The sequence below is a fragment of the Marinobacter gelidimuriae genome (assembly GCF_000372805.1).
Classification (GTDB): Bacteria; Pseudomonadota; Gammaproteobacteria; order Pseudomonadales; family Oleiphilaceae; genus Marinobacter; species Marinobacter gelidimuriae.
Genome location: NZ_KB889878.1, coordinates 11,440 through 32,885, shown reverse-complemented (window position 1 = coordinate 32,885; position 21,446 = coordinate 11,440). Strand labels below are relative to the sequence as shown.

At 55.5% G+C, this 21,446-nt stretch carries 20 protein-coding genes; 18 read left to right on the top strand and 2 right to left on the bottom strand.

Going from position 1 to position 21,446, the window contains the following annotated elements:
• The first annotated feature begins 7 nt into the window (after positions 1 to 7).
• The 18 genes from ssb to A3OI_RS0107685 all read left to right on the top strand — a co-directional run bounded on the left by ssb (position 8) and on the right by A3OI_RS0107685 (position 18,176).
• Positions 8 to 589 carry a single-stranded DNA-binding protein gene (gene ssb / locus A3OI_RS0107775; RefSeq protein ID WP_026224070.1) on the top strand — a complete coding sequence of 194 codons (582 nt, stop codon included), beginning with the start codon at positions 8 to 10 and terminating at the stop codon, positions 587 to 589.
• Positions 589 to 2,103, top strand: coding sequence for a PilN domain-containing protein (locus tag A3OI_RS23765; protein ID WP_018403730.1), 1,515 nt, complete (start codon positions 589 to 591; stop codon positions 2,101 to 2,103). Before ssb ends, A3OI_RS23765 begins: the two co-directional genes overlap by 1 nt.
• Positions 2,100 to 2,810 (top strand): type II secretion system protein GspM, encoded by a 711-nt coding sequence (gene gspM, locus A3OI_RS0107760; protein WP_018403729.1) that lies wholly within the window; start codon positions 2,100 to 2,102, stop codon positions 2,808 to 2,810. The genes A3OI_RS23765 and gspM overlap by 4 nt, the downstream gene beginning before the upstream one ends.
• Positions 2,811 to 2,825: 15 nt before the next feature.
• Positions 2,826 to 3,140 (top strand): hypothetical protein, encoded by a 315-nt coding sequence (locus tag A3OI_RS0107755; protein WP_018403728.1) that lies wholly within the window; start codon positions 2,826 to 2,828, stop codon positions 3,138 to 3,140.
• Between the two features lie 17 nt (positions 3,141 to 3,157).
• Positions 3,158 to 4,867 carry a pilus (MSHA type) biogenesis protein MshL gene (mshL, locus tag A3OI_RS0107750; protein WP_018403727.1) on the top strand — a complete coding sequence of 570 codons (1,710 nt, stop codon included), beginning with the start codon at positions 3,158 to 3,160 and terminating at the stop codon, positions 4,865 to 4,867.
• 1 nt (position 4,868) lies between these two features.
• Positions 4,869 to 5,708 carry an ExeA family protein gene (locus tag A3OI_RS0107745; protein WP_018403726.1) on the top strand — a complete coding sequence of 280 codons (840 nt, stop codon included), beginning with the start codon at positions 4,869 to 4,871 and terminating at the stop codon, positions 5,706 to 5,708.
• The gene (locus A3OI_RS0107740; RefSeq protein WP_018403725.1) at positions 5,705 to 6,757 is read left to right on the top strand and encodes a tetratricopeptide repeat protein; all 1,053 of its coding nucleotides are present in this window, start codon (positions 5,705 to 5,707) and stop codon (positions 6,755 to 6,757) included. Before A3OI_RS0107745 ends, A3OI_RS0107740 begins: the two co-directional genes overlap by 4 nt.
• A 3-nt stretch (positions 6,758 to 6,760) precedes the next feature.
• Positions 6,761 to 8,554, top strand: a complete 1,794-nt coding sequence (locus A3OI_RS0107735) for a GspE/PulE family protein (RefSeq protein ID WP_018403724.1) — start codon at positions 6,761 to 6,763, stop codon at positions 8,552 to 8,554.
• Positions 8,554 to 9,783 carry a type II secretion system F family protein gene (locus A3OI_RS0107730; protein ID WP_018403723.1) on the top strand — a complete coding sequence of 410 codons (1,230 nt, stop codon included), beginning with the start codon at positions 8,554 to 8,556 and terminating at the stop codon, positions 9,781 to 9,783. The genes A3OI_RS0107735 and A3OI_RS0107730 overlap by 1 nt, the downstream gene beginning before the upstream one ends.
• A 32-nt stretch (positions 9,784 to 9,815) precedes the next feature.
• On the top strand, positions 9,816 to 10,322 hold the full coding sequence (locus tag A3OI_RS0107725) for a type II secretion system protein (RefSeq protein WP_018403722.1): 507 nt from the start codon (positions 9,816 to 9,818) through the stop codon (positions 10,320 to 10,322).
• A 43-nt stretch (positions 10,323 to 10,365) separates the two neighbouring features.
• The gene (locus A3OI_RS24425) at positions 10,366 to 10,812 is read left to right on the top strand and encodes a prepilin-type N-terminal cleavage/methylation domain-containing protein (protein ID WP_040474973.1); all 447 of its coding nucleotides are present in this window, start codon (positions 10,366 to 10,368) and stop codon (positions 10,810 to 10,812) included.
• Between the two features lie 148 nt (positions 10,813 to 10,960).
• On the top strand, positions 10,961 to 11,449 hold the full coding sequence (locus A3OI_RS0107715; RefSeq protein WP_018403720.1) for a type IV pilin protein: 489 nt from the start codon (positions 10,961 to 10,963) through the stop codon (positions 11,447 to 11,449).
• Entirely contained in the window at positions 11,442 to 11,909 is a 468-nt protein-coding gene (locus tag A3OI_RS0107710; RefSeq protein WP_018403719.1) for a type IV pilus modification PilV family protein, read from the top strand. The genes A3OI_RS0107715 and A3OI_RS0107710 overlap by 8 nt, the downstream gene beginning before the upstream one ends.
• Complete coding sequence (locus A3OI_RS0107705; RefSeq protein ID WP_018403718.1) at positions 11,909 to 12,718, top strand: PulJ/GspJ family protein; 810 nt, start codon at positions 11,909 to 11,911, stop codon at positions 12,716 to 12,718. The genes A3OI_RS0107710 and A3OI_RS0107705 overlap by 1 nt, the downstream gene beginning before the upstream one ends.
• A complete protein-coding gene (locus A3OI_RS0107700; protein ID WP_018403717.1) occupies positions 12,708 to 13,124 on the top strand; it encodes a pilus assembly PilX N-terminal domain-containing protein in 417 nt (138 codons plus the stop codon). The genes A3OI_RS0107705 and A3OI_RS0107700 overlap by 11 nt, the downstream gene beginning before the upstream one ends.
• Positions 13,121 to 13,636, top strand: coding sequence for an ice-binding family protein (locus A3OI_RS0107695; protein WP_018403716.1), 516 nt, complete (start codon positions 13,121 to 13,123; stop codon positions 13,634 to 13,636). The genes A3OI_RS0107700 and A3OI_RS0107695 overlap by 4 nt, the downstream gene beginning before the upstream one ends.
• The gene (locus A3OI_RS0107690; protein WP_177313691.1) at positions 13,573 to 14,265 is read left to right on the top strand and encodes a DUF6701 domain-containing protein; all 693 of its coding nucleotides are present in this window, start codon (positions 13,573 to 13,575) and stop codon (positions 14,263 to 14,265) included. Before A3OI_RS0107695 ends, A3OI_RS0107690 begins: the two co-directional genes overlap by 64 nt.
• A gap of 407 nt (positions 14,266 to 14,672) precedes the next feature.
• Entirely contained in the window at positions 14,673 to 18,176 is a 3,504-nt protein-coding gene (locus A3OI_RS0107685) for a DUF6701 domain-containing protein (protein WP_018403714.1), read from the top strand.
• Positions 18,177 to 18,747: 571 nt separating this feature from the next.
• Here the strand turns inward: A3OI_RS0107685 and glnG are convergent.
• Together glnG and glnL are read right to left on the bottom strand one after the other, a co-directional pair.
• Positions 18,748 to 20,193, bottom strand: coding sequence for a nitrogen regulation protein NR(I) (gene glnG / locus A3OI_RS0107670; RefSeq protein WP_018403711.1), 1,446 nt, complete (start codon positions 20,191 to 20,193; stop codon positions 18,748 to 18,750).
• Positions 20,190 to 21,332 (bottom strand): nitrogen regulation protein NR(II), encoded by a 1,143-nt coding sequence (gene glnL, locus A3OI_RS0107665; RefSeq protein WP_018403710.1) that lies wholly within the window; start codon positions 21,330 to 21,332, stop codon positions 20,190 to 20,192. Before glnL ends, glnG begins: the two co-directional genes overlap by 4 nt.
• Between the last annotated feature and the right edge of the window lie 114 nt (positions 21,333 to 21,446).

The following is a 21,446-nucleotide window of genomic DNA, read 5'->3' as shown; positions in this document are numbered from 1 at the left end:
GCAGAACATGGCACGAGGCATCAACAAAGTCATTCTAATCGGTAACCTGGGGCAAGACCCAGACACCCGTTATACCCCAAACGGCAACGCCGTGGTTAATCTGAGTATAGCCACCGACGAAAGCTATAAAGACCGCCAAACCGGTCAAATGGTGCCAAAAACCGAATGGCACAAAATTGTCATGTTCGGCAAAGTGGCGGAAATAGCGGGCCAGTACCTGCGCAAAGGTTCGAAGATTTATGTTGAAGGCAAACTGCAAACCCGCAAATGGCAGAACAAGGACGGCCAAGACGTTTACACCACCGAAGTAGTTGTGGATATCAGCGGCCAGATGCAGATGCTGGACAGCCGCAATAGTGACGGCGGTGGCATGAGTCAGGGTCAGCAGGGCCAAGGCCAGCCGCAAAATCGCCCGCAGCAGGCGCCTGCGCGTCCGCAAAATGCCAATCAGCCACAGCAAGACGGCGGCTACAATCAGGGCCAGCAGAACGAAAACTACAAACAACAACCGGCCAATGCGCCGTCATCGCCGCAGAAAAACACCGTGCCGGATCCGGTGGATGATTTTGACGATGATATCCCGTTCTAATGGTCCAGCGCTTCATTGCAAAAATCCTGCGCCGCCCAGGTAGACGCAAGCGCGTCTACCTGGAAGTTCGCCCAAGCGGTATCGCCTGGGCGGAGTCTGCGGGCTCCGCTGGTTTTGTGGATTGCTCACCGGCAAAGCGGAGCAGCGTTCTTGGCGCTCTTGCCAGCGAGCGCCGCTGGGTGGGCGCAGACGCCACCCTCATTTTGCCGCTTGATCAGTACCAGGTATTCCAGCTGGAGCGCCCGGAAGGCGTTGACGAATCAGAGCTGGGCGACGCTCTGAAGTGGAAGCTCAAGGACGTTCTCGACTTTAACCCCTCCGACGCCGTATCCGACGTGTTTCCCTTTCCAGAAGACGCTTCCCGCGGGCGAGGAAATCTGCTGAACGTGGTCGCCGCGCGCAAGTCTTTGGTGAGCGAGCTGGTTGAGCTGGTTAAAAATAGCAGCCTTACGTTGGTTTCGATAGATATCGCCGAGCTGGCGCTGCGCAATCTGGTGCCCTACATTGACCCTGATCGCCGCGGAACGGCGCTGGTTCACATGCGTGAACGCTTCGGACAAATGATCGTCTGCAAGGGAAACACGCTGTATCTGTCGCGCAAGCTGGACGTAGCGTCTGACGATCTGCGCGATGCTTCCAGCCAGGAGAGCGCGGTGCAATCACTGGGGCTAGAAATGCAGCGCTCCCTGGACTACTACGAAAGCCAGTTAGGGCAGGTGCCGCCCGCCGTCATCAAACTGGTCGCCAGCGACAACGTTCTGCCACTGTCCTCCATGCTGGCAAGCTACGTGGCTGCCACGGTTAAAACGCTGGACTGGTCATCTTTTGATGTGGATGCGCCCCCGGATAGCCGCTGCCTGACCGCCTGGGGCGCCAGCCTGGCCGTTGCCGGGAAAACCAATGGCGTTCTTCAGCAGGTAGACCTTTACACCGACGAACTGCGCCCGCGCCGGGAAAAACTGCAGGCCGGCGCGGCCCTGTCCGCTCTGGTGCTGGCGCTGGTTGTGATTGCAACGGCGGCGGGGGTGGTGCGCTATCAGCAGCCCCAGTTGCAGGCAGAAGCAGACCTTCTGCAGCGCCAGAATGAACAGCTCCAGAGCGCCGTGGAGCAGCTGACCCGCAATATTGAGACGCGCCAGCCCGATCCCGACATCGAAGCGGCCCTTGAGCGCGTGACGGCAACGCTGGTGCGCCGCCAGCAATTGCTGGCCCGGGTGGAAAACCTGATTGCCGCAGAAACCCGCGGGTTTGCCGCGCCGCTATCGGCTCTGGCGCGCCAGGTGCCGCCGGGCCTGTGGCTAACGCAAATCCGACTTGACGCCCGCCAGGGCAACGTTGGCCTGGCGGGCAAGGCGCAGGCGGGCCGGCTGGTGCCGGTGTATCTTGAAAAGCTGGGCGCCGAGCCGGCCTTTGCGGGGAAAACCTTTGCCAGTTTTCAGCTTGGCCGCGAAGAAAGCGGAGCCATGATTGAGTTTCAGGTAGCCTCAGGCTCCACCCTGGAGGCCGCGCAATGACACCGGCGCTTCGCCTGCAGTTTGACAAAGTCGCAGCCTGGTTCAACGAACGGCCAGTGCGCGAACGGGCCTTACTCACCGTTACCGCCTGCGTGGTGGTTCTGTTTGCCGGCTGGGAACTTGCGATTGCTCCGTTTATGGCGAACAACGAACAGCTTCGGTCCCGTCAGGCAGCCTTGTCGGCCAGCCACGCATCCTTGCTGGAGCAGCAAACGCAGCTGACAGAACAGTTGGCGTTTGACCCGTCACAGGTGTTAAGAAGCCAACTCGCGGCGCGGCAGCAAAGGCTGGAACGGCTGAATAACGAACTTGCCGAAACCACCGGGCGGTTGATTGCTCCCCAGGCGATGGTTGTGCTGCTGCGGGATATGCTCGCGGCTCAGGCCCCATTGGAGCTGCTGGGCCTGAACCTGCTGGCGCCGGTGCCGGTATTCGACCGGCAACGCGAAAGCACCGGGGACAGTGACGGCAATAGCGCCGACGGTGACACCGGCGAGCCGGCAGAGCCGCTGCTGTTTGCTCACGACGCGGAAATTGTTCTGCGCGGCGGCTACATGAATGTGCTTGCGTATCTGAATACGCTCGAAGCCATGGACGTCCGCCTGGGCTGGGTGCTGCTGGAATACGATGCCAGCAACTATCCGGACAGCGAAGTCCGGATTCGCGTTCGAACCCTGAGCATGGATCGCGCATGGCTGGGAGTATGACATGGAGCGTGTGATATGAGGTTGTTATTGATCATCATGCTGGCGCTGACAGCCTCAAATGCCTTGGCCCTGAAAGATCCAACCCGCCCCAATGGCTTTGGTGCCACGCCGCAGGCTCAGGTACCGCAAAAAGAATTTTCGCTAGCGTCGATATTTATTGGTAATGATCGCAGGGTGGCGGTTATCGACGGTGTGGCCCGCCAGGAAGGGCAGGCATTCGACGGCGTTCGCATTCAGCGAATCCACCCGGACCGGGTAGAGCTGGTCGACCAGGGAAGCGTGCGCGTTTTACGCTTTGAACCCCTTCCGCAGGTGCGGAGTTTGCAATAACAGGCAAACGAGCTGCTATGACATTGAACCGAACGTTTCTGATATTGCTGCCGGCCATACTTCTGAGTGCCTGCAGCAACAATCCGTTGATGCGTACCAGTCAGGCCACCTCGACAGATACCGCCGCCGCGATTGATGCGGCCATGGCCCAGGCCGAGACTGGTCAGACAGAACACGGTGAAGCGGAACAGCGGCCGGCCGGCGTACCCGAAAACGTCAGCGCCGCACTGATGCCTTCCTTGTCCTCCGTGGCAGATGACGAAGACCGGTTCAACGTCAATGCGAGCGGGCTTGATGCCGGTCCCTTTTTTGAAGCGTTGGTGGTAGAAAGTCGTTACAACGTGGTGATTCACCCCGATGTTGACGCCATTATTGATCTGCGCCTGCGCGACGTCACCGTGCCCGAGGTCATGGACATCACCGGCGACCTCTACGGCCTGGATATCCAGCGCAATGGCCGCCTGTTTCAGGTAAGGGCAGACAGTATTCAGACACAGCTATTCTCGATTGACTATCTGAACTTCAAGCGCAGCGGCGGTTCCGAAACCCGTGTCAGTTCCGGCCAGGTCAGCAGCTCGCGAGACAACTCAAACGACGCCGGTTCCAACTCGGGCGGCTCGAGCGACAGCAGCACAGCCAACCTGGTGGGGACGCGGATTTCCACAGAGACCGAATCTGATTTCTGGCAGGGTATCGAGCGTTCCCTGAAGATGATCATCGGAACCGATAACGGTAGCCAGGTGATCGTCAACGCAGGTTCGGGCCTGGTTATGGTACGTGCCAGCGGTGAGTCCCTCAGGCAGGTGGGCGAGTACCTGCGCCGCACCCAGCTGATCATACAGCGGCAAGTTGTTCTGGAGGCCAAGATTCTGGAGATTGGCCTGAACGAGGGGTATCAGCAGGGAATCAACTGGTCTGATATCCAGAGTGCCTCTTCGGTAACGGCGAGCGACGGTTTGCCGGCCGAATTTACCGCTCAATCACTGGCCGGGCAGGCGATAAAAACCGCCGATATTGGCGGATTGTTCTCCGCCACCTTCCAGGAAGGCACCTTTACCGGGCTTATCCAACTGTTGGGCGAGCAAGGCAATGTGCAGATACTCTCCAGCCCGCGAATTTCTACCGTAAACAACCAGAAAGCCGTGATCAAGGTGGGCACTGACGAGTTCTTCGTGACCGATATTGACTTCGATGACAACAATACGGCGGGCGCGACGACGGACCGGACATCTACTTCCGTTGAACTGACACCGTTTTTCTCCGGTATTTCCCTGGACGTGACCCCCCAGATTGCCGAAGACGGCGCGATTACCTTGCACGTTCATCCGTCGGTTAGCGAAGTCAGCGACCAGCAAAAAATCATCACTGTCGGCGACCGTGACGTAGTCCTGCCCCTGGCGCGCAGCACCGTGCGCGAGACCGACAGTGTGATCCGTGCCGAAAGCGGCCAGATTGTGGTGATCGGCGGGCTGATCCAGGACTCCAGCGAAGACAGCAATTCGGCCGTGCCTTTTCTCAGCGACATCCCGCTGTTTGGGGAGCTGTTCAAACAGCGCAGCTTTCAGTCCCGCAAAAGCGAGCTGGTTATTCTGCTGCGGCCGGTGGTTACAGGTAGCGAGCAGATGAGAGCTGACGTGTCGTCCAGCCGTGAGCGAATGCAGGTTCTGCGGGAACTACTGGAGTCGTCCCAGTCTGTCAAACCCCAACCGGAGAAAGCCTCGCGCTAGCATGTATGAATCCCATTTCGGTCTGCAAGAAGCACCGTTTGCACTAACGCCCAACACTCGCTATTTCCTGCGGGCCCGCAGTCATAGCGACGCGTTGGAGTTGCTGTTGGTGGCGTTGCGTGAGCGCGAAGGCTTTATCAAAATTACCGGTGAGGTCGGCACGGGCAAAACACTCTTATGCCGCCTATTGCTCAATGAACTGCAGCGGAACGCACATACGGCCTATATACCCAACCCGCACCTGACACCAGACACCCTCTATGAAACGGTGGCCGAAGAGCTGGGTGTGGATGTGGCCCGCTGTGCCAACACCCACCAGATACTCAAAGCGCTGAACAAGCGTCTGATTGCGCTGGCCACGGAGCAACGGCAAGCGGTGCTGGTGATCGATGAAGCCCAGGCGATGCCTGAGGAAACCATTGAGGCCCTGCGCTTACTGACCAATCTGGAAACCGAAAGTACACGGCTGTTGCAGGTGGTACTGTTCGGCCAGCCCGAGCTGGATGAACTGCTGCAGCGGCAAAGCCTGAGGCAGCTGCAACAGCGAATCGTCTTCCAGTACCGCCTGGCACCATTGGACAAGGCATCTGTGGCACAGTATCTGAGGCACCGGCTGGCACTGGCCGGGTACAACGGCGGTAACCTGTTTTCCCCCCCGGCTCTGCGGTTGATTTCCCGCTCCTCCGGTGGCATTCCACGGCTGGTCAACATCATCGCCCACAAGGCCCTGTTGTCTGCATGGGGGCAGGGCGACCGGCAGGTCAGTCGGTGGCACGTGATGCAGGCGATCCGTGACACCGACAGTGCCCGCTTGCCCAACCTGCTGACGAGGTGGTTATGAGCCTGCTCAATGAAGCCCTGCGCGCAGCCGAGCAGCGGCAGAACCGGCCAGCGGCGACAAGCGCCTATGTGGGTGAACAGCAACCGCCCCACAACGGCAAACCTTTGCTGTTGATCGCAGTGGTGATGTGGGTGTTACTCATCGCCGTCATGGGCGGCTATTGGATGCTTGCAGACAGTTCATCAGCGGAGCCGCTGGTTGTGGAGAGTGAGCCAACACCGAATCACCGTATTCAGAGAACGGCCGCGATTGCCGTGGATCAAAGGCCAGAAAACGAACCTGTGAAAGCGCTGGCATCCGCTTCTCAGCCTGAGCCTTCAGCCGCACGATCACCTCCTGCTTCAGCCGTACCCTCACCCTCATCCACTGCGCAAGAGGCTCCTGCCAGGCAGAAAACAATAGCCGCCAAAATAGCCGTCAAAGCAGAAGAAACACCGCCTGAAGAGGTCTCCACCGCCGGCGTCAAATACGTGCCGGAGACCCCGGCCGTTGCAGACAGAAGCCGCGCAAGGAAGCTGGAGCGCCTGGTAGCACAGGGCAACATCACCGCCGCCGAGCGTGGCCTTGCGGCACTGACACAAGTGCAAACCGCACCCCGCAGTCGCTATGTGGTGGCCAGAGCGCTTCTGGTGGACGGTAAGCCGAATCAGGCCCTTGGCTGGCTGCCTGAAGACGTGACGGCCGAGTATTCCAGATTACGGCTTCTGAAAGCCCGGGCATTGCACGCCAACAACGACCTGGCGACGGCCGTCGACACGCTCAACTCAAACCTGCCGCCGGTGCAAGACCATGCAGAATACCGGGTTACCCTTGCGACGCTGCTGCAGCAGCAAGGAGAAAATACCAAAGCCGCTCGTTACTGGGCCGAATTGATTGCCTGGGATGACAGCCAGGCCCCCTGGTGGGTCGGGCTGGCGATTTCTCTGGAAGCCCAGGGTGAGCGGGCCGACGCGGCCACGGCTTACCGGCAGGCAGCTGAACTACCGGGGCTGCCCCGTTCGCTGGCGGACTATGTGCGTCAGCGGCTACAGGCATTGGGAGCAGGATGATTCATGGCTGAAGCAAAGAAAAAAATCCGTATAGGTGACCTGTTGTTTCAGAACGACGTCATCACCGAGCAACAGTTGACGACCGCACTGAGTGAGCAGGAGGACACAGGGAAGAAGCTGGGTCATACCTTGATAGACCTGGGTTATGTTGAAGAAGACAACCTCCTCAACATCCTTTCGCGTCAGTTGGACGTGCCCTTTGTGCAGCTGCGCCATTTCCAGTTCAACAACGATCTGGTCAAGAAACTGCCAGAAGCCCTGGCCCGCCGTTTCCGCAGCATTGTGCTGTCCGAAAAAAGGGGTGAACTTCTGGTGGGCATGGCGGACCCGCTGGATATTTTTGCCTACGACGAGCTGGTACGGGTGCTCAAACAGCCGGTCAAGCAGGCCGTTGTGCGGGAAAGCGAATTGCTGAATACCCTCGACCTGATTTACCGCCGCACCGCCGAGATAGCCTCGCTGGCAGAAGATTTGGACGACGAACTGGGCAACGATGCCTTCGATCTGGCCGGTCTCAGTGCTGAATCCGAAAGCGCTGAGGCGCCGGTGGTCAAGTTGCTACAAACCCTGTTTGAGGACGCGATACAGGCTCGCAGTTCCGATATTCATATCGAGCCTGATGAGGCGGTGGTGCGCATCCGCCAGCGCATAGATGGCGTGCTGCAGGAACAGGTAATGAAGGAGAAGCGGGTGAACTCCGCCTTGGTGCTGCGCCTGAAATTGATGGCCGGACTGAACATTTCCGAGAAACGAATTCCCCAAGACGGCCGTTTCAACGTTCGGGTCAAGGGCCGCAGTATTGACGTGCGGGTGTCCACCATGCCCGGTCAGTTCGGCGAATCTGTGGTTATGCGTTTGCTGGACCAGAGTCAGGGCATACTCAACCTGGACAATACCGGCATGCCGCCAGCGCTGCTCGAAAATTTCCGCCGCCTGATCAAAAAGCCCCACGGCATGATTCTGGTCACCGGCCCCACGGGCAGTGGTAAAACCACCACTCTGTATGGCGCGCTGACGGAACTGAACCGCCCGGAAGTGAAGATCATCACCGCGGAAGATCCGGTGGAATACCGACTGCCGCGTATCACCCAGGTACAGGTCAATCCGAAAATCGGCCTTGAATTCGCCAACGTGCTGCGCTCGGCCCTGCGTCAAGACCCGGACATCATTTTGATAGGCGAAATGCGCGACCACGAAACCGCGGAAATCGGCCTGCGCGCGGCCATGACCGGCCACCTGGTGCTTTCTACCCTGCACACCAACGATTCCATCAGCAGTGCCATGCGCCTGATCGACATGGGCGTGGAACCCTTCCTGGTGGCCAGCTCGCTTCTGGGCGTGGTAGCCCAGCGCCTGGTACGTAAGGTGTGTGGGACTTGCCGCGAGCCTTATCAGCCTACCGGTCAGGAAAAAGTCTGGCTGAGCCAGTTTGATCTGGCCCCACTGGATTTGGAGGGGGGCTTTGTTCAGGGTCGCGGTTGCTATCAATGTGGCAACAGCGGCTACTTTGGGCGGCTGGGTGTGTACGAAATGCTGGAAATGAATGAAAACATGCTGGATGCCCTGCGGCGCAAAGACCTGTCCGGATTTACCCGCGAAGCCCGCAAAAGCCGCCTGTACCGCCCGCTTGGCCTGTGTGCCATGGACTTTGCCCTGCAAGGCATTACCACCCTGGAAGAAGTGGCCAAAGTAGCCGCGACCTCCGAGGGCGACATCTCCCTGGAGGAAGCGCCTTTGCTTTCGCCCGCTCGCGACACACCCGTGCAGGCTGATGGGCAAAGTGGGGGCGGCACCTGATGCAGTTCAGTTACCGGGGTAAGGACAGCAGCGGGGGCGTGCACCAGGGCGATCTGTCAGCGCCGAGCCCAGAAGCTGCGGCGTCCGAGCTTATGCGACGGGATATTACGCCTTTGTCTATTCGCGAACAGGAGCAGAGCGAATCCCTGATTGCGCAGCTAAACAACCTGCCCATTTTTCGCAAAAAAGTCACCCTGGACGAGCTGATCGTATTCTGCCGCCAGATGCACGCGCTCACCAAGGCCGGCATCCCGCTGATACAAACCCTGCGCGGCCTGGCGGATACCTCCCGCTCTGAGGTGTTCAGTGACGTGCTGAACGACGTGACCGACCGGCTGGAAGGGGGCTCCACCATGGCCACCTCCATGCAGGCCCATCCGAAGGTGTTTTCCGAATTGTTTATCGCCATGATTCACGTGGGCGAGAATACCGGACAACTGGATGACGCCTTCAAACGCCTGTCTAGCATTCTGGAGCTGGAGCGCGACACCAAGCGCCGCCTCACACAGGCAATGCGTTATCCCACATTTGTAATGATTGCATTACTTGGGGCTTTAATGGTGGTAAACTTTTTGGTAATCCCAAAGTTTGCCTCTGTGTTCAGTAAACTGGGCGCAGACCTGCCGTTTCTTACCCAAGTGCTGGTAGGCACCTCTAATTTTCTTCTGAGCTACTGGTACATCATGTTGTTTAGCATTGCCGCAGCCACGGTGTTAATACGCCGGTGGAAGCAGACAAAGCAAGGCGAGCTAATCTGGGACCGGTACAAACTGAAGATGCCCATTATCGGCCCGCTGCTGGAACTCATCACCCTGAGCCGATTCGCCCGCAACTTCGCCAGTATGCTGTCGGCGGGTATGCCCGTGACCATTGCGCTCACCGTGGTGTCAGGCGCCACAGACAATGCCTGGATATCCAAACACCTGAAAGAGATGCGGGCCAGTATTGAACGTGGCGAAAGCCTGTTGCGCGCAGCCCGCCAAAGCGACATGTTCACGCCGCTGATTCTGCAGATGATTGCCGTTGGCGAAGAAACCGGCGCCGTAGACGACATGCTGGTTAACGTGGCAGACTTTTACGATGAAGACGTGGATTACAGCCTCAAGCGGCTGGCGGAATCGATCGAACCGATACTGATTGTGGCCATGGGCGTGCTGGTTCTGATTCTGGCATTGGGTGTGTTTCTGCCTATATGGGATCTGGGAGGCGCTGCCATGGGAAGAGGGTAAGGCAGCGCGTAAAGCGGAAAAGAAGCTAATTTATGGGACAAGACAACGAAATGAAAAAACAGCAGGGCTTTACCCTGATTGAACTGGTGGTGGTGATAACCATTCTGGCCATCCTCGCCGCTTTTGCATTGCCAAAATTCGCGCAGCTTTCAGAGCAAGCGCATCGGTCCAGTGTCCGGGCGACAGCGGGTGCTTTGGCGGCCGGTGTGGCGCTAACCAAGGTTCAGTGGGTCTCCAAGGGATTTACGGTGGCAACAACAGATTTAAAGGGATTCGGTAATGGCGATGTTGATGTCAGTGCAGATGGCCGGCCTACCGCAACGAGTGGCAGTAGCGATACCAATATGACCGCGACTCGCTGCGAGGAGGTCTGGGCCGGTGTTTTGCAGTCAAACGCACCCAAAATCACGGGCGCAGAGGCAGATTACGCTGTGACGACTTCGGGTGGAGACTGTGTCTTTACGTACCAGATGGACGGACTGGGCAGCACCATTGGTTATAACGCCGATACCGGCGAAATCGCAACAGTGATTAACTGAAAAAAACCAAAACGAATTATTAAGGAGCATTGCTGTGAATGCAATGGCATCAAGAAAAGAAAAAGGCTTCACCCTGATCGAATTGGTCATGGTAATTGTCATTCTGGGCGTTCTGGCGGCGTTTGCTTTGCCGCGGTTTGCGGATTTGGGGGGTGATGCCAGGCTGTCGACGCTAGCTGGTGCGAAGGGGGCAGTGAACTCAGCAGCTGCCATTGCTCACTCCAAGTGGTTGGCCGATGGCAGCCCCGCTGGTTCTGTAACAATAACGCTCGAAGGCTCCGGCGTGAACATGTCCGATGAAGGCTATCCGAAAGGAGGTGATGGAGGCATTGGAGTTGCAGCCCAGATATCAGACGACTTTGATGTCACACGAGATGGCACAACAGGTACGATTTCTGTTTTGGATGGTGCAACAGCGCGTGATAATTGTAATTTCACCTACGATGAGACAACTGGTTCTACCGCTGATGGGACTGTGAGCGGCTGTTAAAGATTGGTTGTGAGTCTGGTAGGTCGGATTAGCGAAAGCGTAATCCGACAAATCTGATCGCCGGTCTCACCTGGTGTCGGGTTACGCTTTGCTAACCCGACCTACGATTTTACGTTTCATGGGTGGCCGGGAATAGGGGGAGAGGGGCATGACAATACAAATCGCCCCGATGTCATCGGGGTTCACCCTTGTCGAACTGGTCATGGTCATCATCCTGATCGGCGTATTGTCTGCGCTTGGCATCGGGCTGTTCACCAGAAGCTCCGCCTTCTCTCCTTTGCTGGCTACCCAGCAACTTGCCTCAGCCACGCTGCTTGCTCAGCAGGCAGCGCTGGCGGGCAAACTGGAATCTTCCGTTCTTGTAGATGATGCAGGTGATATATCATTCAAAGCTCAATATAAGGAGAGTGAGAGCGACAGCGACTTCATTACACTTCAAAACTTTTCCCTTGATCGAAGTGATTTTACTGTCAGTGTTAATCCTTCCGGAAGAATATATTTCAGTAACTTGGGCGCTCTAACGGACCGAGTGAACAGAGCAATTACTGTTTCAGGTGACAACACTAGTTTCATTTTTTGTGTGAGTTCATTGGGTGCCGTGTATCAACTCCCTCCATTAGGAAATTGTGATGGTTAGAAACCACACACACTGTCCGCGCCAAAAAGGCACCACCCTGATCGAATTGGTCATGACCATCGTGATCATCAGTGTGGCCATCGCCGGTGTGGTGGGTGCTTTTTCCCTGATTGTCGGCCGCAGCGCTGACCCGCTGAATCAAGTCCGGGCAGTGGCTCTGGCCCAGCTTTATTACGATGAGCTGGTATCTGTCTATTACGACCTGGAAACTCCTCTTGGTGGCGGCGTGGTTAATGTTGATGTTGTTATCTGTGATGACCTGCATCGCCAGCCCAGCATAGAAAACCCTTATAAGTCTCAAGGGTTTGTTGCCGGATACGAGATTGTGGATTGTGCTGGCAATGATGCTGCCTTTAAGGATCTTGAGCTTGAACCGAAAGACGTTAAGCAAATCAGAATTACCATCACCGATCCCACCGGCCAGAAATACCTATTCAGCGCCTATAGGGGAAACTTCTGATGCTCCGGCAGCGTGGTTTCACTCTGGTAGAATTGGTGATGGTGATCGTGCTTCTAGGCATAGTTGCCACTATTTCAACGCAGTTTGTAAGCCTGTCTGTTCGAGGTGCGATTGATTTGGGTGATCGTCAACAACGAGCTTTACAGGGTGTGGTTATCAGTGAGCAGATAACCCGCGAAATTCGGGAAGCCTTTCCTTTATCTGTTAGAGCAGAGCCACTGGGCTGCTTGGAGTGGTTGCCGATTTTGGGCGGCACAACTTACGAGTCATTGCCTTTCGACGAGGAAAAGACAACTTTCTCTATAACATCTTTTTCAGATGACGCTCGCGAGGCAATCAATGATGATGATCAAGAGGCTCGGTTGGTTGTTTATGGATATGGCGTTCCCAAAAACGAGTTGTATAACTATGACAGTGACCCGGGGCCCGTGTCTCCAAAAGTTATTTCGATTAACGACGGCAAAGTAACGTTGTCATCAGGTCACCGCTTCACCCAGCGCTCACCCCAGAAACGCATTTACGCGATTGGCCAGCCGATCAGTATTTGCCAGAAACAGAACGGAGTATCAAAGCGGCTCGTTCGATTCAGTGCTTATCCTGCTACCACTCAGCCATCATTCAGAGATTTATCGAGTGAAGAATCGGGAGTGATGAGCGCAAACCTTTGGCCTGACAGTCTCCGGTTCAATGTCAGACCAGCTTCATTGCAAAGATCTGCACTGGTCGATTTTGCTTTTGAGTTGGTAGCCCCGAACAGTGATGAAAGAACCCGCGTCAGCCAAGAGGTACAAATCCGCAATGTACCCTGAAAACAGCTACAAACAACAAGCCGGCGCCGGCCTGCCCATCGCCATATTCATCGTCACGGTGCTGTCGCTGATGGTGCTGGGCATGAGCCAGCTGCAGGAAAGCTCCGGCAAAGCCATCAGCCTGCAAATTCAGTCCCAGCGAGCTTTTTTTGCGGCGGAAAGTGGGGCACAGGTGGTCATAGCCGGCATGATGCCGGCGGACCCGGTAGCCTGTCCTGAAAAACCTCCTGAGTTTATTGAAGTTCCTTTTGCTGTGGAGGGGCTGGCAAATTGCACCGCCAAAGTCTTGGTTTCAAGCAATAAGTGCACGCCTGATAGTGGGGTTGTTACTGTTAAAAGCCTGGGTGTCTGCGGCATCGACACACCTGAAGAAGCCCGAAGAACCGTCGAGATCAGGTTGCGATGAGAATCTCGCTGTTTTTGACATCCATGCTCCTGGTCGGGCTTACCTTTGCGGCAAATCAACGCCTTACGTCGATGACCGAAAGCACAACGCTCGAAGCTGGCGACTATCATACAACGGCTCTAACGACGACTGCGGGCATAACCCTCACGTTTGATGGCAAAGGCGAGGAAGGCCATTGGGTTATCAATAGCGATACCTACATTGTCTTTGGTGCGAGCACGGAAATGGTACTAGAGAACGTAACTCCTAACAGCACGATTACCTGGAATGCCGGGACCTACACATCCGCAGGTGCAAACTCGGATCTGATCGGTACCTTTTTTGCGGAGACGTATATCACAACCGGAGCAAACACCACACTAAAAGGTATTGATGGTGCTTGTGGTGGTCTGTATGCCACTACCGGGGCTGTCACATTAGGTGCAAATAGCACAATTGGCGCGGTTGATTGCACAGCTCAGCCAACCGCACCCATAAACCTACCCATAAAGCAGGTAAAGATTTTGATTTAAGCATCAGCGCCTACAATAGCCTTGGCGAGATCACGTCGAACTATTCACCTGGAAACATCCAGCTTAAGCTCACTCGCAGCGGTCCTACCACTCATGGTGTGGATGGTACGTTAACTTACGGTAGCGGTGGCAGTATAATGAGTGCACTCGAGTCGGAGCCACTCGAGTTGGATCGACCAAAATTTAAAACGCTGGATCCTACGCTTAGCAACTTTCTTTCGGGAGTGTCTACTAATACTGCGCACTATTCAGAAGTAGGTTTGCTTAATGTAGATGTTCAAGACAGCAATTATGGCGATGATAACTCTGTTATTTCGGCTACGGCGATTGATATTGGTCGCTTTACCCCTGATCACTTTACGCAAAAAGTAGTAGATTCTGGTAGTTTTAAAGCGACATCTGGTGCGAGTTTCGCCTATAGCGGTGAAATGGACGGCGCGACTAAGGGTGCCATTTCATACTCATTACTCAAGCCGATATTGGAAATTACAGCCCGCAATGCACAAGGGAATATTACCCGAAACTATTATGAGGATAGTCAAGGTAGCGCTAATGATTACATGAAACTCAGCGCGTCAGATATTAAAATAAACCCGACCTCCTCCCTTGTTCTTACCAAAAAGCGCTAGTCCTTTACGTAAAACTGCAAAAACCGCACTGATCCTCTTAGTCGCGGAATTCTCAATATATTGACACGTTTTAATATTCCGCAATGAATCTCGGCCGACATGGCTTGCCCACAGAAAGCGTCTTGATTATCAGCAATCACAGACGTTTTTTATGAGTTTGTTCAGGTGGCATTAATAAAATTCACTTTTTATATGCGGTTTCATGTAGCATGTTAGTTATTATTTTTATTATGGGAGCGTTTCGCTATTTAAAATTGTTCAAGTAAGAACACATCAGCATCGTATGTATCAAATTGATACTCCTGCCAAGCGAAGCCGTATTTATTGAGTTCCCAGCTTAAAAAACGCGTTAAATGGTTCCAAATTACCAATTTCATCCTTTAGCAGCTAGCAGCGGGTATTTAAAAATGAAACAACCTAAAACCATACAGCGTGATGGCATTTTGCCAAACACCACGGCCATTCGTTGGCTGCTGTTACCTTTAGTTGCGCTGTTGCTGCTGGCTGGGATGCCCGCGCAGGCGGCGACTGCCTACAACTTTTCCATAGATGGAAGAGGCTTGCCTACTGGCTGTAGCCTCGATGCATCAAGCACTGATGCCTACACCTGCGGTGCGCTCACTCTCGTCGATGGAGACACCATCACGGTCACGCCGGTCACGGGTACACCGGGTACACCAGCCACGCCGGCCCGTCCGGTCACTGTTACTTTCACGGGTGCCTTCACAACAGCTCCGAGCAATGAGATTAATGCAGCGGGCGCTACCTCTGACTTGAATCTTATCACTCAGGCCGCACTCACATTGGGTGCTGACACCATTTTAAACGCCCACGTGACGGGCACCGCCGCCATTAACATGGGGGCTGGAAGTACGGTTCGCGGCAATCTCACAGCGAGTACCACCACGGGCGTCGTGACCCTCGCTGTGAATAGCACTGTGGGTGGTTTTATTCACACGATTGAAGGCGCAGTCAATGTCAATGGTTCGAATACTATCGGTGGTGATATTGCCACCCACGCCGGTGTTGTCACACTACTGGAGGATATAACCGTTAGTGGTGGCATCAGTACCGTTGCCGGTGGTATCAACATTGGGGATAGAAGTAAGATTGGCGGTGATATTGTCACCGAAGCCGGTGTTGTTGTACTACTGGAGGATATAACCGTTGGCGGTGGCATCAGCACCATCGCAGGCGGCATCAACATTGGGGATAGAAGTACGATTGGCGGTGATATTGTCACCGAAGCCGGTGTTGTTGTACTACTGGAGGATATAACCGTTGACGGTGGCATCAGCACCGTCGCAGGCGGCATCACCATTGGGGATCACAGTTCGACGTGCGGCAATGTTATCAGCACGGGGGCCGGTGTCGTCACGCTAACCACCAATATACATATAGGCGGGGATGTTAGCACCGTTGCCGGCGCCATTACAATTGGTAGTGGCAGCAAGGTCGGAGGCAATATCAGCCCCACGGGTGCGGGTGTCGTGACGCTAACAGGCGTCCAAGTCGGCGGTAACGTCGCCACGGGCGCCGGTGCCGTAACGGCCACCAACTCATTCTTCGGTGGTAATGTAGATATATCCGGTGCAGGGGTTTTGATACTCACAGGCGTCGAGGTAGGCGGCTACGTCGCCACTAACACCGGCTCCCTAACGTTAACGGACTCACACGTCGGTGGCAGTGTAACGTCGTCTGCGGCTATCACCCTAAGTGGCAGCAGCTCGACTAACGACACGAATGTGTCGGTTGCTGAGTTACCCGTGTCACCCGCCTGCGCCTCGGTAACACCTGCGGTCGATCATTATCAAATAATTCATGACGGCCAGGGCCTCACCTGTAACCCCGAGACGGTCACCATTAAAGCCTGTACCAATGAATATGACGGTTCTTGCACGCTCAGTGATGAAGCCGTAACGCTGGATGTTACAGCAGAGGGGGATTCCGGTTCGGTCACTGCTACTATCAGTTTTACCGGTTTAGGTACCGCCAGCATTCCTTATAGATTTGCTGAACTAGCCACTTTATTGCTAGCAAATGCATCCATAGCCGCAGCGAACCCAACGGTCTGTTTTGATGGCAGTAACGTCAGTTGTGACCTGGTTTTTGCTGAATCCGGCTTCTTTTTGGAGATTGATAATCATATCTCCGGCAAGGAGATTGAGGCGTCTATCCTGGCTGTGAAAACCGGCGAAGAAGACCCTGGCCAGTGTGTGCCAGCGTTTACGGGTGAAAAAAATATCGAGTTCACCACTGAATACCAGAACCCGGCAACAGGAACGCTAGCGGTTGAAAGCGGCGGCGATTTGCTAAACGGCTATAGCCTGACGCTGGATTTTGATGACTCAGGCGCCGCCAGTTTTCCGATTCAGTACAAAGATGTGGGCCGTGTTGTGTTGAAGGCCAGGTATGAAGGTACTGACGAAGACGAAGACGAAGACGAAGACGAAGACGCGAAGCTGGTGATGCTCGGCGAAGGTACGTTTGTGGCTCGCCCTGACCATTTCGAGCTGGCCACCATACCGAGGAATCCTGAAGCAACCTCTGTGCAGGATGACAATGTTTTTGTGGCTGCCGGTGCGAATTTTGAAGTTCGGGTATCGTCAATCAATAACCTTGGTGATGTAACCCCTAATTTTGGTCGGGAAACTCCGGCGGAATCTGTCCAGCTGAAGACAGCGCTGGTGGCCCCTGCCGACGGCGATTCACCGCCGTTAGCCGGTACATTTGGTGCGTTCGGTGAAGATTGCAGCGGCAATGCGACCTCCGGAGGCACGGCATGCGGTCAGTTTCAGTGGCCCGAGGTGGGTATTATCAGCATTATGCCATCGCTCTTGAGCGGCAATTATTTGGGAACCGTCGATGTAGCCGGTGATGAAGTTACGCACGTTGGCCGCTTCACCCCGCATCATTTCACTGCACAAGAAAAGTATGTTGGCGATATCGGATCGGCCTGCGGTGCTTCGGATGGTTTCACCTACAGTGGCCAGGAAACCGGTTGGGCTGTGGGGCCAACGGTTAAGATAATTCCGCGAAATGTGGGTGGCGTTGAAACGCAGAATTACCGTTATGGCAAATTTATGCGGTTAAAGCCAAGCCACGTTGGAGTGGATAAAAACAGCCCTAAGAGCGACACCTCGGCCACTCTGGCGGATGGTGGGGCCTATCCTCTCAAATTTGTCCTTGAAACGGGCGTTATTGTTAATCAGGACGGGGAAGACCGGGTAAGTGGGGATGACATCTTCTACCACTTCTCTGATGACGACACCATTTGGTACGTCAAATCAGAAAAAGCCCAAGTAGGTCCGTTTAAGCCTGACCTTACCTTCAAGGTTATCAGCATTGAAGATTCGGATGTACAGCCGGAAAATTTAGAGGCGCCTTTAGATATAAAACCTCACTCCGATGGTGACATTTACTACGGCCGTCTTTTTATGGAAAACGCCTACGGCCCTGAAACCAGTGAACTACCCGTTCCTATGAGAGTTGAATACTTCAAAAACAAAGACTCGGGGTTTGTAATAAATTCAAATGAGAACTGCTGGACTTATAACTTGAAAGAAGACGTCACTCTTGATTTTGGTGAATCAACGTTCGGGAAAGGTGACGGAATCAATGTCGTTGATATTGAACAGTCGGATTTAAGGCTAGACGGAGGTCAGCCTCGGGTGGACGAATCCGAAGATAAGGATTATCGGATCAGATTGACACCTCCTGGCGCGAGCAAGATGGGAAAACCTGATAAACGCGGCATAAAGATCACATTGGACACCGGCAATGACTGGCTAAAAGACTACTGGGACGCAGACAACCCCAACACCCGGGTTGATCCCTACGCCTGGGCCACCTTTGGCGTCTACCGCGGCAACGACCGCATCATCTACTGGCGCGAAGTTTTCACCAACTGAGGGGCTAAGTCCTTCTGTTAATTATCGGGTAAGGGCAAAACACCAAATGGCTAATGTGTTCAGGAGTAAGCTAATGAGAACCTATCATCAGGTCGAATCAATGTTGGGTTTAGCCTCTACACGTGAATACGCGACGGACGCGCTACAGCGCAGCGTTCTGTTTTGCGACGTATTGCGCCAGCGTAGCGATTGACCCGCTCAAACGGCCGCCGCCGTGAGCGCCCAGGCTAATGCAAATGTGACGGAGTGGCTGCATAGGTTAACGCCAGCCGAGTTGCCCTACCACCTATTCTCTGACCGTAATCCGCTGATGGTACCGTTTGCCGGCCTGGCAAAACGCCGGAAAGTATCGCCCGCGTTGAACGTTGCATGGCCGAAAACCACGGGTGCATTGGCGAAGGTGGTGTGCGAGGCCTTATGTATATCGCAATGGGCGGTTGAGGGGCTGAGAGCAAGGCCGGGGACAGATTTCAAATCTGTCCCCAAGGACAAGGATCAAAGTAAGGCGGGGACGGATTTCAAATCCGTCCCCAGGGAAAGGGACAGGAACAAGGAACAGACGGGGACAGATTTAAAATCTGTCCCCAAGACCAACGTCCGGTGAATCCGCCGAATTCAGCTCCAGTTCATTAATTTTGCGGGTTAAAGTGTTGCGGCCCCAGCCCAGTAACAAGGAGGCGTCACGGCGGCGGCCTGCGGTGTGGTGCAGGGCTGCGGTGATCATGATTTTTTCAAACTCCGGCAGCGCGCCGGTCAGCAGGTCACTGCGGCCGCGCTTGAACTCCTGTTCCGCCCAAAGGCCAAGGGCCTCCTGCCAGGTTTTGCCGGTGGCGCTGCTGGCAGCCTGCTGGCGCAGCTCTGGCGGCAGATCGTCCACGTGAACTTCACGGCCGCTGGCCATCACCGTTAACCAGCGGCAGGTGTTTTCCAGCTGGCGCACATTGCCGGGCCAGGGCAGGGTAGACAAGTAAGCCTCGGCGTCCGGGCGCAGCAGCTTGGCGTCTACATTCAGCTCTTTTGCCGCACGTTTGAGAAAATAGTTCAGCAGTTGCGGTATGTCTTCGCGGCGCTCGGTCAGCCGCGGCAAGTGTATGCGTATCACGTTCAGGCGGTGGAACAGGTCTTCGCGAAAGCTGCCGGCCTGCACCAGGGTTTCCAGGTTTTGATGAGTGGCGGCAATAATGCGCACCTCCACCTTGACCGATGTGGTACCACCCACTCGGTAGAATTCGCCGTCTGCCAATACTCGCAGCAGGCGGGTCTGGCTGTCTGCGGGCATGTCACCAATTTCGTCCAGAAACAGGGTGCCGCCGTCGGCTTGCTCGAAGCGCCCCTGGCGCGTAGATGCAGCACCGGTGAACGCGCCTTTCTCGTGGCCGAACAGTTCTGACTCCACCAGGTCTTTTGGAATCGCGGCCATATTTAGCGCGATAAACGGCTGTCCGGTGCAGGGGCTATGGTTGTGCAGGGCCTGTGCCACCAGCTCTTTGCCTGTGCCGCTTTCGCCGTTAATCAGCACAGTAATATTAGAGTGCGACAGTCGGCCTATGGCGCGAAACACCTCTTGCATGGCCGGTGCTTCGCCAATAATTTCGGCGCTGACCGCTGTTTTGTCATGAACGCTGTCGGTTTTTGCGCGACGTTCGCGGCTGTGGCCGGCGGCGCGCCGAACCAGGGCCACGGCGTCGTCCAGGTCAAACGGTTTTGGCAGGTAATCAAACGCGCCTGTCTGGTAGCTGCTCACGGCGCTTTCCAGGTCAGAATGGGCGGTCATGATAATCACCGGCAGGCCGGGGTGGCTCTCGGTAATGCGCGCCAACAGGCTCAGGCCGTCTATGCCCGGCATGCGAATGTCGCTGATGATGACGTCGGGCTGCTCGTGCTCGAGCTGGCGCATGATGTTGTCACCGTTGTCGAAGCTGCGGGTGCGAAGCCCGGCCTGGGTCAGCGCTCGGTCCAGTACCCAGCGGATGCTGCGATCGTCATCAATAATCCAGGCCACTGTCGACGTACTCATGTGCACTCCTCGAGGGGCAGATAAATAACAAAGTTGGTGTGTCCGGGCTCGCTGTTGCATTCCACCAGTCCATGGTGGCGGCCAATAATGCTCTGGGTAATGGCCAGCCCGAGGCCATTACCGCTGGCGCGCCCGCTGATCATCGGGTAAAAAATATTCTGTTGCAGCTGTGGGCTGATGCCCGGGCCGTTGTCGATAACGTCTACCCGGCACACCAAACGGTGACGGACCGGGCCTATGGTGAACTGGCGCAGGGCACGGGTGCGGAAGGTTATGGTGGCCGGCTCGCTGGTATTGCTCGAAGGGTTGCCATTGCTTTGAAGGCTGTTAAGGCTATCAGAGTTGCCAGGACCGTCAGGGCTCTCCAGGCAAGCTTCCATCGCGTTGCGGGCAATGTTCAAAAATGCCTGAATCAGCTGTTCTCGGTCAGCGCAGAACTCCGGCAGGCTGGGGTCGTAATCCCGCTTGAACGTCAGTTTGCCGTGGCTTTCGGCCTCTAACAGCGCGCGCACCCGTTCCAGAACCTCGTGGACGTTGGTGCGGATGAGTCTGGGCGCTTTGTTGGGCCCCAACATGCGGTCAACCAGGCTACGCAGCCTATCGGCTTCGTCGATGATCACCTGGGTGTATTCGCGCAGTTCGGCGCTCTTCAACTCGCGGTCCAGCAGTTGCGCGGCGCCGCGTATACCGCCCAGGGGATTTTTGATTTCGTGCGCCATACCGCGCACCAGCACCCGATTGGTTTCCTGCTGCGACAGTATGTCTTCTTCACGGTTAATGCGCAGCAGCTGGTCGCGGCGCCAGATTTCCAGCAGCAAATCACCTTCCGAGTTAATCGGCGTTACCGTGTAATCCACGATCATGCGCGCACCGTTCATCAACATGTACTCAGCTTCATGCTGGCTGAAAGACCGCCCGTGATCCGCTGCTGCTTTCAGCCGGCGTTCGGTGTCGCCGGCAACCAGCACAATAGCGCTGAAAGCCATGCCATGGCTGCGGGTTGCGCTCACCGCCAGCAGATTTTCAGCGGCCGGGTTCATATAGCGAATAAGCAGATTGCGGTCCATCACCAGCAGCGCGGTACTCAGGCTGTCAACAATGTGTGGGTAACCGGTCACCGGGTTTGAAGCGTTAGACATAACAAGCGGGTTCGCTGTATTTGAGTGGGTCTGGTTTTGGCAGACGGCCTGGGTCTAAAAAAGCAAGAACCGGGCCAGGCTAAGAGCCATCAGCGCTAATCACACCGGGGCGAA